Below are 13,004 nucleotides of genomic sequence, written 5' to 3'. Positions count from 1 at the left end.
GTCACACGCCTCCCTGCGCATCAAAAATGTCATCCAGGTCATCAAGCCGGTCTAGAACCGTGATGCTCAGGCGCTCTGGTTGACGGGTAACTACCTTCTGCGTGCGTCCCTCTTCGTCACTACGACCTTCGACAGTCCTGCCCTCTGCAGTCACGATCCGGTACTTTGCGAAACGCAGGGGCAAATTCGTCTTCTTGTCACGCAGAACGAAAAACTCGGAAAATATTCCTTGAGGCTCGGGCAATGGAGCCAGCAACTGCTGCAAGCTTGTCGGCCCTGCAAAGCTATGCTGCGCGCCCTTCAGGTCCACCAGTCCCGGCCCGTGGATCTGAATATCCCCATCCTTGAGGCGGATATAGCCTCCGCCGCTGGTCAGCAGGATTTCCTCTTCGGCAGCGATATGCACGCTGTCCTCGGTGGAGGTGATGGTCAGCTGCTTCTCGGCGGTCAGGGCCATCTCATCTGACTGGGCCTGGATATCGACCTTGCCTTGGGCGGCGAACAGCTTGATGCCGGCGCGCTGCACGAACAGCGAGAGCGCCTCGGATATCGCACCCAGCAGGCTCCTGCCCGTGGCCAGGTTGATGTCCTCACCACTGGTGACGCTGAGCGACTTACCCTGGACAAAATGGGTGGACTGCGGGGTGCTCGCGGCGATGCCCGCAGGAGACGCCAGGTGCAACCAGGACTGCTTCAAACTCCCGGCCTGGCCGCGCCCGCCAAGGCTTGCCGTGCGTGCGCTTCCGCCGTCGAACGCGTTGGCCTGGGTGGCCTCACCCGCCACGCCCTGGGTGTCGTCGGCGGCTTGCTTCAGGTTGGCGCGGGCGGCCAAGGCGTCGGCGCTGTGCTCCACCGCACTCTGACTGAGGCTATCGGCCAGTTGCCAGGCGCTGGCGAGCTCTTGATACGCCGGGGCCAGGGCGAGCTGTTCACCGTTCGCGCCCAGTTGCCCCCAGGTCGTCAGCAGCAGTCCCTGATGGGCGCGTACAGCGCCAAAGGCGTCGCTTCTCAGCTCGAAGCCGGTACCGCGAAAGTCGCCGCGGGTGTTGCCCTGCTGGTGGATCAGGTAGCCCAGGTTCAGCTGAGTCTTGGCGTGCTCGGAATTAAGACGAACCCGCTCCTGGTCGGTGGCGTCATCGAATACCAGCTCGTTGTACGTGTTACCCCGGTAGGTCTTGGACTTGAAGCCGGATAGCAGACCGTTGGAATGCCACTCGGGCTGTTCATCACCGTTATAAACGCGCCCGGTGATCAGCGGGCGGTCCGGGTCTCCTTCGAGGAAGTTGACGATCACTTCCTGGCCGATACGCGGGACAAAGACACCGCCCCAACCGGCGCTGGCGTTGGCCTCGCTGACTCGCAGCCAGCAGCTCGACTGGGAATCCCGCTGCCCCAGCCGATCCCAATGGAACTGCACTTTCACCCGGTTGAGCCGGTCGGTGTGGATTTCCTCACCCTCGGGTCCCACCACGATGGCGGTGTGGGGTCCCCCCATGACAGGTCGAGGATGATCCAGCGCCGAGCGGTAGGGCTGGGTCAGGCGCTGGGCCTCCAGGTCCATCAGGTAGTGGCCGGTACCGGCACGCTGGTAGTCGTCACAATGAAGACTGTCGTCCTCAAGTCCGTGGGCCCGGCGGGCATCCAGCAGTTCCTGTTGCAGGCTGCCGGGCAAGGTGTGGAGGTGGGCCGAGACCGGCAGGGCATTCTCAGCGAACAGGCTGAGGCCCAACACCAGGAATTCGCGTTCGGTAGTCTCGCCGCGGTCATGTTGAGCGTGCTGGGTCAGTTCGAAGAAGCGACCGACCTGAAGCTGGCGGGCGCCGCCACTGCCAAAGAAGCGCTTGGCGCGAGATTCCAGGGCCGCGAGCCGATGCTCGGTCAGCCGCTCGCCGTGATAGTGGTCATGGTAGTAGTACTCGCCGGGGGCGTCGTAAACCTCCTCGTCCGAGAGGTTACCCTGCTTGTCGCGGGACAGCAGGTCAGTGCGCTTGACCAGGCGAGGCTGCTTGTAGTCGTAGGTGGCAAGGCTGACCCTTGTCGCCTGCTGCTGGCGACGTCCGCCCCATTGGGTAAGCGCGTCTTCGGTCTCGGTGGCGGCCTGGCGATGAAAGCGAATCTGGCGCGGCGCGACCGCCTGGCAGGTGGCCACATCGTCGGTGATCACCAGACGGTGAAGAGCGGTCTCACCGCTTGGGCTACCGGCGCTCTGGCTGTTGTTGAGGCTGCTGTTGTGGCTATCGTTGTGGCCAATGTGCTGGCCATCGCCCTGAGAATGCTCGAAGTAGTAGAACAGGCCTTCCTGTTCCATCAGGCGGTTGACGAAATGGTAGTCGCTCTCGCGGTATTGCACGCAGTAGCTGCGCGCCAGGTAGTCGCGACGTACGTCGATGCGCCAGCCGCCCCGGGCGATATCATGGCCAGAAAAGACGTCTTCGATGATCTCAAGGACGCTCTTGTCCTGAAAGATGCGGCTGTCGCGTCCCAGGTTCAGCATCGCAAGCCAAGGCACCAGGGTCAGCTGGTAGTAGAAGACGCCGCCATCCTCGCCCAATAGCGCCGCGGTCTCGACCAGACCGGACAGCGACCGGTAGCGCCCGTCGGCCTGACGAATCGCGATGGTGGCGGGCTGGGCCATCAAGGACTTGAGCTCGATATCGCCTCGCTGGGCGATCACATCGAGGCGATAGCAGAACGGGCGTGACATCTGCTCCTGCCCGACCAGACGGTGGGGGATCAGGACTGGGCCCGCTAACGTGGCACCGTGCAGTTCAAGCTGGAGCAGCCGCTCGTTCTGTAACAGCGGAATATCGAAAGAGGCGCGTAGCGCCTTCCACCAGGAGGGATCGCTCATAAATGCCAGCCTTGCTGGCATCGGCACAGCGTTCGATGGCAGGCCATCGACAAGGGATCAATATCCAATCTAGCGCACGTAATGGGCATGAAAGATCCTCTCCTGGCAACATCCATGTAGTCACAGGAGAATCCTACCCAAGCCCTCGACGTGAGCCATCAAATCGCAATGACTTTCCGAGAAAGCGACAATTTTTTATTAGAAGAACCTACAAACTTCACAATAAAACGCACGGAATAGCCGCTCATGAAAAGCAGCTATTTATCCTTTTTTCGCTCCCGTCGCTCACTCATCATCACATCATCGATGCAGGAATTATCGTCTAACGACCACCGTTTTTTCGATGGCCTTGCCCCCGTCGTAACAGCCAGAGAACGGCTCAGAGTACAGACCAGAGCACCGGACAGAGTACAGACCAGAGCACCGGTAAGAACACCGGTCAGAGCACAGGCCAGGGCACGAAGATCACGCCAAGCCCCAACGCCACCAGCACCAACCTGACCCACCAGCGGAAGCGTCCGATCAGTCCGTAGGACGTCAGCCCCAGGCCAAGCAGCACGCCAAGGGTCGTGCCCAGGGCAAGGACAATCCCACCGCCAAGATCCAAAAGCGCCGGATGCGCCACCATGGCCAATGGGATCAGGTACAGACCGACCCCCAGCGCCATGGCCTTGGCCGCGACCTTGAGCCAGTTTTCATCGGCCATGCCAGCAGCGATGAACACCGCCCCGCACACCGGCGGGGTGATGGTGGAGAGCAGCGCGAACCAGAATACGAACAGGTGAGCCGTCAGCAATGGCAACCCCAGCTCGGTCAGCGCGGGTCCAGCCACCGACACACAGATGACATAGGCCGCAGTGGTCGGCACTTCCATACCCAGTACCAGGCAGGCAAGCGCGGTCAGCAGCAGCGCCGGCCATAGCTGCCCACCGGACAGCGACAGAATGGCAGAGGTCACCTTGACCCCCAGCCCGGTGAGCGCCAGCACACCAATGACCAGGGAGGCGCACAGAATTATGGCTCCGATGACGGCAATCTGGCGACCGGCCGTCAGCGCTGCCTGGGCCAGGCGCGCGCGAAACTCCGCCCCCGACACCTTGAGCTCGGCATTCATGGCCAACAGGGCAAGCCCTGCGAAGATCGCCACGCTGGCAGCATACTGGGGCGTGTTGCCGCCGTGAAAGATACGTTCCAGCAGGATCGCGAAGGGCACCGCAAAGAACAGTGCCGTCGTGACCACCTCACGCAGCGCCGGGCGATCTTCCGCAGCCACAGGTTTCAAGTCATGGCGAGTCGCGAAGGCATTGATACCGATCCACACCGTGGCGAAGTAGAGAAACGCCGGCAGCAGCGCCGCGCCCATGATCTCGGTGTAGGGAGTCCCGGTCAGCTCGACCATGACGAAGGCGCCAGCCCCCATCAACGGCGGCATGATCTGGCCACCGGACGAGGCTACCGCTTCGACCGCACCGGCCAGCGAGCGCGGGTAGCCAAGCCGGGCCATGGAAGGAATCGTGATGGCGCCGGTGGAGGCCACATTGGCCGACGCCGAGCCCGAGATCGACCCCATCAAGGCGCTCGAGATCACCGATACCTTGGCGCCACCTCCGGTCAGACGACCCGCCGCGGCACCTGCGAGGTTCATGAATCCTCGACCCGCTTCACCGGCATTCAGCACCGCACCGAAGATCACGAAGATGGCGACCACCGACACGCTGACCCCGGTCAGCTTGCCCCACAGGCCACCCTCGGCAATGGTCAGAGAGCCCACCAGGCTTGCCATGGGCAGCCCCGGATGACCGAACTCACCGGGTAGATACTGGCCCAGGGCCGCGTAGCCCAGCGCCAACGCCGTCACCAGTGGCAATGGCCAGCCGATCGCACGCCGCGCGGCTTCCAGCGCGACGACGATTAACAGCACGCCCACCGCCATCTGCAGCGGGGTATCGATAAAGCCATACTGGCCGCTCAGGGCATCCTCGTTGATGACGATGAACAGACAGGCAGCGACACCCAGCGCCGTCAGTGCCAGGCCGCTGGCATGCTGCCAGCGAGTACGGGCGGAAAACACCAGTACCCATGGCAGCACCAGCGCCATGTGCAGAGGGCGACTGATCAGCGCCGGAGTCAGGCCATGGAAGATCAGGCCAAGGTGGAACACCACCGACAGGGTTCCCAGGCCCACCCACACAGGCGTGAGGGTGCGTCGGGCGTCGTTGTCGGTGGCCGAGCGGGCGGCATCGCTTGAACTCATGACATCACTATTTCAGCAGGGACGGTGCCATTACCCGAAGTGATCTTCGCGGCAGTGGCCAGGCCAGTTTTACGGAAAGACGATAAAGAGGAGCCAGGAAAACGCGTATTCGCCACGCAGCCGGGAATGGCATTCATGGCGAATACGCTGTCAGCTCAAGGAATGATCAGCGCTGAGCGTCAGGAATCTGAACGCCGGATTCCTCGTAGTAGCGAAGCGCTCCGGGATGCAGCGGTCCCTCGAGGTTAGCCAGCATCTGGGGAGAAATGGCCTGCCACCAGGGGGACGTCTTGGCCATCGCCTCTCGCCGTTCCCAGAAGGTCTTGGTGAGGGTGTAGGCGGTCTCTTCATCCATCGCGCTGGTGGTATAGGCCACCACCGGTAGTGACGTGGTCAGCACGTCTTCATCCACACCCGCATAGGTACCGGCGGGAATGATCTGAGGCGCAGCTCCGGTTGCCTCCACCTCGGCCTCGCTGAAGGACACCAGTCCGACATCGTGGCTCGCCGCTGTCTCGATCACATTGGGCGCGGGGAAAGAACTCGCGGTGGCAAAGGCGTCGATCTGGCCATTCTTGAGCGCATCGGGAGCGCTGCCCACGTCGGCGTCGTCGACCTCGACCTGGTCGGCAAGCTCGAACAGGTCCAGATAGCGCGCAGCCTCTCTGGCGCCGAAGGAGCCCTGGCCGATCAACAGGTGCTTGCCAGCCAGTTCATCCAGCGACAGGGTGTCCTGCTCGCCGGCCACCACAAAATGCATGGTCAGTGATGGAATCGGGAACAGCGCGCGAATCTCCTGGAAGCGCGGATGGTTGCGGTTCTCGAACGGGCCGCTGGATTCGCGTGCCTTGCTGACCAGGCCCGGGGGCGAGGTAAAGACATAATTACCGGGCCGCGCCATCACTTCCATGACGTTCTGCACCGATCCCTGGCTTTCTTCCAAGGTGAGCGTGACCTCACCCTCGGTACCGGCCTTGATGGCTTCGGATAGCTCGACCCCCATCTGGTAATAGGCGGTGCCGGCAGACGCCGACTTGTAGGTCAGGCGAGTCTGCGCACTGGCGGTGCCAGCCGCTAGACCGCTCAGCAGAAAGGTACCGGCCAGCACGGCCGTCAAGGCCCTGGAGCCTCGGCTACGAAGATGACGCATGGGGTGGTGTCTCCAGTCGACAATGGGCGGGGCCAGCACCTCTTCTTTCCTTTATAGTGCCGCGCCAGGTACACACCTGCCGGGCTTGGCCGGCCAACAGCATATTCGACTGACGCCCTTCTCGCCATGGCAGGGCCAAAATGCCGACCACGCCTGACTAAGAGACACCTCTGAATCACGAATGAGGGAGACACCCTACGGAAACGCGCATCAGAGCTTTTTGCAGAATCAGGCATGTCGAGTAAGCCTGCTATCGCTCACCAGACTTAAGCAGGTCTCTCTCTTTCCCCCACCTCGGTGGGGTTTTTTTTGCATGTCATCGATGAGCCTAGCCGGATTTCCTGGAAGTCCTCGCGCAGCGCCAGCCAACCACCTGCCTCGCCCATAAGGCGCCGCTGGTGGCTAACGCTGCCGCTACGGCAAGGCTGAAGGCGGTCGTGGGGGGAAGAGTATCGGCACTGAGTGCGAGGACGGCGCTGAAGGCCACCAGGCTCAACATGCCCAGCTGGGTGCTGGCCAGGGTGGCACGCGCTGCCGCTGCTCCGTAGCGCTGGTGCAGGGTCAGGGCGATGGTCAGCATACCGATCGGGAAGCTCAGCACCATGCCCGATACCGCGGGTGACCAGGTGCCGACCAACAGCGTGGCGAGACACACGATGGCGCCCGCCAGAGAACCCCGTAGCAGTAGATCGACCCAGCGTACCGGCGCCGATACCGACACCGATGCCAGGTGAAGCGAGCGCAGCCGTCGCATGGCCATGGCCAGACAGGCAAGAAACACGATCAGTGCCAGTCCCACACCACCGGGTAGCGCATTGGCGACCGCTGCTGCCACCCACCACAGGCCCGCGGAAATACCGGCGCTGGCCCAGGCTCCAAAGCGACCCGACGCCAGCACAAAGGCCAGACAGAAGGCCAGGGTGGCCAGCATGGCGTGCAATGACCCCAGCGCGGCATCTGCGACCAGGCCACCTGGCTGCTCCCTCAGCATGAAGAAGTAACCTGGCCCCAGCACGATCGGGGTGCCGGCCAGTACCCCGCCAATCCCGGGGCCCAGGCGGACGGCGGCCAACGAGACACCGATCACAACTGACGCGGTCGCCAGCCACTTGATCAGCAGAAGAGTCACCATGAAGGGGCTCCCGTGGACGATGGCTACATCACGTCGCCACTGTTGGGCCCAAGCGTCTGGCCAAGATACAGATCACCGTCCGGCGACGCCGCCAGCATCAGCGCCGAAGGCGCCACCTCCTCGGCTCTGCCGAAACGCCCGAGGGGCAATTCGGCTTCCTTGTCGGCGATCCACTCCGGGCTCAGCCCTTCCAGCATCGGGGTCAGGATAGGGCCAGGGGCAATCGCATTGGTCAGCACGTTGTAGGGAGCAAGGTCCCGGGCCATGGACTTGGTCAGCCCCAGCACCCCGGCCTTGGCCGCGCAGTAGTGAGACAGCCCCGTGCCGCCCTTGAGCGCCAGCTGTGAAGCCACATTGATGATGCGTCCGTTCCTGCGCTCCACCATGTGTGGCGCCACGGCCCGACTGACCAGAAAGACCCCGCGCAGGTTGATGCCAATCATGCGGTCAAAGGTGTCCGCACTCATCTCCAGAAACGGCGTTTCGTCGAGTATTCCGGCGCTGTTGACCAGCACGTCGATGCGTTGATGGCGGCCGATCACCTCAGCGACCATGGCCGCCACCGAGGCCTCGTCGGAGACATCCACGCGGTGGACGCTGGCCCGCGCATCGAGCTCATCGGCCAGCTGGGCGCAGGCATCGGCGTTACGATCCGCCAGCGCAACGACGGCGCCCTCGGCGTGAAACAGCGAGGCAATGGCGCGACCGATACCGCTGCCACCTCCCACCACCAGAGCCACCTTGCCTTCAAGCTTGAGTGTCATGAAACGATCCTCCTCTGGGGAAAGTCGGGGGTGAGCTGGCCCACCCCCGCAAGGGTGTCAGCTGGGCCAGCGCACGGTCAGGCCGCCGTCGACAATCAGCTGCTGTCCGGTGACGTAAGAGGCGTCATCGCTGGTCAGAAAGCGCACCGTGCGGGCGACCTCATCGGCGTGCCCGACACGTCCAGCGGGAATCACCTTGCCTGCCGCCGCCAGGCCTTCCGGCCCCAGGGAGTTGACCGGGTCCAATGACTGCGGGCTCTCGATCAATCCGGGAATCAGGGTGTTGACGCGAATACCTCGTGGGGCGAGCTCCACCGCCAATGACTTCACCAGCCCCACCAGGCCACTCTTGGCGGCGGCATAATGGGCATGGTCATCCCAGCCATACACGCCCCCGGCGATGGAGGACACCGCGACCATGGCGCCAGGCCCGGTCATCACCCTGGCGGCGGAGCGGAAGATCCGCATGACCCCGGTCAGGTCCACCGACAGCATGTCATTCCAGGCATCGTCGGTGAGGTCTTCCAGCGCGGCCTGGCGCAGGATTCCCGCGCCTGCAACCGCAATATCCAGTCGCCCAAAGTGCTCGACGGCGGCCTGGGCGAGCGCATCACACTGCTCGCCATCACGTACGTCCACCGCCACCGCCAGGCACTCGCCGCCGGCTTCTCGCACCGCGGCAACGGTGGTCTCGACATCATGGGGGTCGCCCGGATAATAGCCAGCAACCACCTTGACCCCCGCCTTGGCATAACTGACCGCCAGGGCTTGCCCGATGCCACTGGCCGCACCAGAGATCATGGCGACCTTGCCTTCCAGTCCATCGTCACGCATCAAGCGACTCATGCTGCCACCTCCTTGAGAACATCCTCTTCGCGGTGATCGACCTGACGCGTACCGAACATCAATAGACCACTAAGCAGCAGCGGCAGTGAGCCGGCCAGAATCGCCGCCCAGGTCATGCTGACACCAGCGGTCAGCAGCAGTGACACCAGCCCGGAACCAATGATCGCCCCCACCGGCGCCATGACGTGGGCGACGTTGGCGCCGGTGCCACGCACGTGAGCCGGAAAGGACTCCCCCATGTAGAACAGGATGGCGGCGAACGGGCCGAGCAGGAAGAACAGGGTGACCGCGTACATGGCATAGACGAAGCCATCGGTCGCCGGCCCCAACAGCATCAGCATGCTGGCGATGCCCCCGAGCAGAAAGCCCAGCAACACGGTATTGCGACGCCCGATACGATCACCTACCCAGCCATGACTGAGGTAGCCGACAAAGCCCACGGCGTTCGCCAGGATCAGGACATACAGGGAACTCTCGAAGCTGACACCCTTGGCCTCGACCAGCACGGTGGTACCCAACACCGCAAACACCTGGATCGCCATCCAGCTGAACAGCCAGACCAGCGAAAGAGAGATGGTGTGGCGACGCAGCTCTGGCGAGAACACGCCCTTGAGTCCCAGGTTCTCGCCATTGTTGACCTCGATGTCGTGTTCGGCCGCAAGGCTCGCCGCCCCGCTGTCGTCACCCGCCTTGCGCCGGCGCTCGACTTCCTTGATGGCGGCGAAGACAGGGGATTCCGGCAGCTTGATCGCCATCACGATGACAATGATCGAGGCACAGGCGGCCACGAAGAAGCTTCCTCTCCAGCCCACGATGGGCAGCAGCAATGAGGTCATCCCGGCGGCGAGCAGGGCACCCACCGGCCAGCCGCTCTGCACCAGGCTATACATGAAACCGCGCCCCTTGGCCTTCTTGTAGATCTCGTTGAGGTAGACGGCATTGACCACCTCTTCAGAAACCGCAAAGCCAGAGAAGGCGCGGATGATCATCATGGACGCCGCACCGATGGCGATCCCCGACAGACCCGAGCTGACCGCGCCCCCGATCACCAGAAAGATCAGGGTCTTCTTGCGACCGAAGCGATCGAGCATCGTGCCGACCACCAGAGAGACCAGAAAGACCCCGATGGTGGCCCAGGTATTGACGGCAGTGGCCTTGGCGGTGGTCCAACCGAAGTCCTCGGCGATCACCGGCAGCAAGGTGCCAAACAGGGTGTAGTCGTAGACCGACGCCACCCAGGCGATAAAGCAGACCAGAGAGGCATAGCCAATCTGTTTCTTGGTTATGACCGCGTTCCAGGGGGCTTCTGCGTCGGCGGGAGCCGTGCCAGGGGCACTGGAGGACACAGTAGAGGTTGGTTCAGTCATCGACGTCACCCTTTGTTCGTTATCGTTGTGGTGTGAAGGTCAGGCGGGGCGAAACGTGAAGGCTTGGAGGCTCGCCCGGCAACGGCGCCGAGCGAGAGCATCCCTTCGGTTCGTTCAGGTTCTGGGGTGGCGCTTGGCGAAGTCGTCGGCGATTTCGTCGAAGGTGCAGAAGCGCACGCCCTCGTGGCTCTGCATGTGCTCAATCAGGCGCTCGAGCATCATCAGCACCTGGGGACGCCCGGACACATCCGGGTGAATGGTCATGGTGAATACTGCGTAGTCATTCTCGCGGTAGACCCAGTCGAACTGGTCCTGCCACATTTCGCCCAGCTGCCGCGGGCTGACAAAGCCGTGGCTGTTGGGAGACTTCTTGATGAACATCATCGGCGGCAGGTCATCGAGGTACCAATTGGCGGGAATCTCGATCAGATCCGTTTCCTCACCCCGCTCAAGGGGCTTCATCCACTCCTTGGCGGACTTGGAGTAATCGATCTTGGTCCAGGAGTCGCCTACACGCACGTAGTACGGATGAAAGTCATTGTGCATCAGGCTGTGGTCGTACTTGATGCCCCGCTCGAGCAACAGCTCGTTGGTCACCGGACTGAACTCCCACCATGGAGCGACATAGCCAGTGGGGCGCTTGCCGGACAGCTTGGTCACCAGCTCGATGCTGTGATCAAGGACATCGCGCTCCTGCTCGCGGGTCATGGCGATGGGGTTCTCGTGGCTGTAGCCGTGCACGCCGACTTCATGACCCGCGTCGACCACTGCCTTCATCTGCTCGGGGAAGGTCTCGATGCTGTGGCCGGGAATGAACCAGGTGGTCTTGAGGTTGTAGCGTTCGAACAGCTTGAGCAGTCGAGGGGCGCCGACCTCGCCAGCGAACAGCCCGCGGGAGATATCGTCCGGTGAATCTTCGCCGCCATAGGAGCCGAGCCAGCCGGCCACGGCATCCACGTCGACACCAAACGCACAGAGAATTTCTTTCTTGGCCATCGTGTAAACCTCGTCTTGTCACTTGGAGTTATTGAGATCTGTTGGCGAAACCGGCCACGCCATGGGCATCTGGACACGGGATAGAGCGCAGCTCACCGCTCCAGAACATCGCCTTTCAATTGAAGACTGGATACAAAGGTCATTTTTGTCAAGACGATGGCTTTCCGCTTTCGAGGCGTAAGGGATCCATCGACAGACGCTCTCATCCACCGCAAAGAACGCACTAACGCCTTTTTTCTCAACAAAATAGAAACAACAGGAAAGAAGCACCGGGAATCTTGGAACCCGCAAGAAATACAACTAAAGTCGAAAGAAGAGGAAGCGTAAGAACGGATAAAAACGCAGAACGTCATTTTTTTGGTCATCGCATTCCGATGACATTTTTGAGCGCCCCAGCATGACGCAGCCGCGGCGAGCATCAGTGGAAGCTGAAGGGGGATAGCGGGAGAGGGAGAGAGAGGGAGAGGGAAAAGAGAAAGCCACAGGGGCTGAGCCACAGCCCCAGAAGCGGCCAGCGACAGCAGAACGAGAGGTCAGCGGCTGCCGGTCATGCTAGAGAGATAGCGACGCCGGAGACCCGACGTCAGCAGCAACAGGGGAGATCGCCACCGCCAGGGATCATACGATGCGCTGCAGGTAAGGCGGCAGTTCAGGTTCAGGAAACACTGACAGCACCTTGAGGCGACGACGGGTGCGCTCGGCCGCCGCCTGGAGGTGGGACTGCAGGCTGGAGGCGGCGGCGTCGAAGGCACCAAACAGCAGGTGATCGATCACCAACTTGTGCTCCATCAACAGGGGCTCGTCCCGGGGCACCCCCAACACCTGGAAGAACATGCGATTGACGATGACCGGCAACTGGCTCTGGGCAATCATCTCGCCGGCCTTGCGATTGCGGTAGTGACGCAGGCAGTGCTGATGCAGATCCTGCTCCAGCCGCGCAAGGGTCGCAGCGCTCTGTTGTTCAGGCGCATCGATCAGCTGCTGCACCCGTGCCTGCATGGCCTCGAGCTCGTCACGCGCCAGATGCGGCCCCGAAGCCTTCAGTGCCGCCGGCTCAAGCAGGATCCTGATCTCGTAGTCCTCGGCCACGGCCTGTGCCGTCAGCGGGCCTGCCAACCAGTGCGAGTGGCGATCCTTCTCGATCAGTCGCTGGCTACGCAGCCGCCCCAGCACCTCGCGTGCCACCGTCCTGCTGACCCCATAGTGCTCGCTGAGGGTGGTTTCCACGATGCGAAAATGGCCAAAGGCGAGGCACGTCGCCACCGCCTCTTCCACTGCAGCGTAAATCCGCTCAGCCGCGGGCCTTGTGTCTACCACCGGCGCCTGGTCGTCACACAGCCCCAAGCGCTCAGCCGTCAACGGCTCCCGGGCGGGGGACACGGCCCCAGGGTGCGGCGTTGCCACAAAGCCACGCCCTTCAAAGCGGCTGATCACCCCTTGTTCGTGCAGCAGCTCCAGCGCCTTGCGTACCGGCCCGCGACTGGTCCCGAACAACCGTGCCAGCGGTCCTTCCAACAACACCTGATTGGGCGCGACACGGCCTGAACGTATGGCGTCCCGCAGCGAATCCTGAATCATTGCATAGCGCGGCGGGCGCCCCCCACCGTGCGTGCTGGTCTTTTCTGCCGTATTCAGACGTCGCCC

General features: G+C 62.5%; 9 protein-coding genes. All 9 read right to left on the bottom strand.

Annotation, left to right across the window (positions count from 1 at the left end):
• Position 1: 1 nt before the first annotated feature.
• Positions 2-2,851 (bottom strand): type VI secretion system Vgr family protein, encoded by a 2,850-nt coding sequence (locus tag KUV86_RS08225; protein ID WP_222484367.1) that lies wholly within the window; start codon positions 2,849-2,851, stop codon positions 2-4.
• Positions 2,852-3,290: 439 nt separating this feature from the next.
• Complete coding sequence (locus KUV86_RS08220; protein ID WP_222484365.1) at positions 3,291-5,105, bottom strand: TRAP transporter permease; 1,815 nt, start codon at positions 5,103-5,105, stop codon at positions 3,291-3,293.
• Between the two features lie 166 nt (positions 5,106-5,271).
• A complete protein-coding gene (locus KUV86_RS08215) occupies positions 5,272-6,255 on the bottom strand; it encodes a TAXI family TRAP transporter solute-binding subunit (protein ID WP_206942338.1) in 984 nt (327 codons plus the stop codon).
• Between the two features lie 328 nt (positions 6,256-6,583).
• Positions 6,584-7,387, bottom strand: coding sequence for a hypothetical protein (locus KUV86_RS08210; protein WP_222484364.1), 804 nt, complete (start codon positions 7,385-7,387; stop codon positions 6,584-6,586).
• 23 nt (positions 7,388-7,410) lie between these two features.
• The gene (locus KUV86_RS08205; protein WP_222484363.1) at positions 7,411-8,151 is read right to left on the bottom strand and encodes an SDR family NAD(P)-dependent oxidoreductase; all 741 of its coding nucleotides are present in this window, start codon (positions 8,149-8,151) and stop codon (positions 7,411-7,413) included.
• Positions 8,152-8,208: 57 nt separating this feature from the next.
• A complete protein-coding gene (locus tag KUV86_RS08200) occupies positions 8,209-8,997 on the bottom strand; it encodes an SDR family NAD(P)-dependent oxidoreductase (protein ID WP_222484362.1) in 789 nt (262 codons plus the stop codon).
• Positions 8,994-10,364 (bottom strand): MFS transporter, encoded by a 1,371-nt coding sequence (locus tag KUV86_RS08195; RefSeq protein ID WP_222484361.1) that lies wholly within the window; start codon positions 10,362-10,364, stop codon positions 8,994-8,996. The genes KUV86_RS08200 and KUV86_RS08195 overlap by 4 nt, the downstream gene beginning before the upstream one ends.
• A gap of 114 nt (positions 10,365-10,478) precedes the next feature.
• Positions 10,479-11,360 (bottom strand): polysaccharide deacetylase family protein, encoded by an 882-nt coding sequence (locus KUV86_RS08190; protein WP_206942328.1) that lies wholly within the window; start codon positions 11,358-11,360, stop codon positions 10,479-10,481.
• 618 nt (positions 11,361-11,978) lie between these two features.
• The gene (locus tag KUV86_RS08185) at positions 11,979-12,938 is read right to left on the bottom strand and encodes a GntR family transcriptional regulator (protein ID WP_222484360.1); all 960 of its coding nucleotides are present in this window, start codon (positions 12,936-12,938) and stop codon (positions 11,979-11,981) included.
• Positions 12,939-13,004 lie beyond the last annotated feature (66 nt).

It is taken from the genome of Halomonas sp. DP8Y7-3 (assembly GCF_019801675.1).
Lineage (GTDB): Bacteria > Pseudomonadota > Gammaproteobacteria > Pseudomonadales > Halomonadaceae > Halomonas > Halomonas litopenaei_A.
The sequence above is the reverse complement of the archived record's forward strand: the minus strand, read 5'-3'. Positions and strand labels throughout refer to the sequence as shown.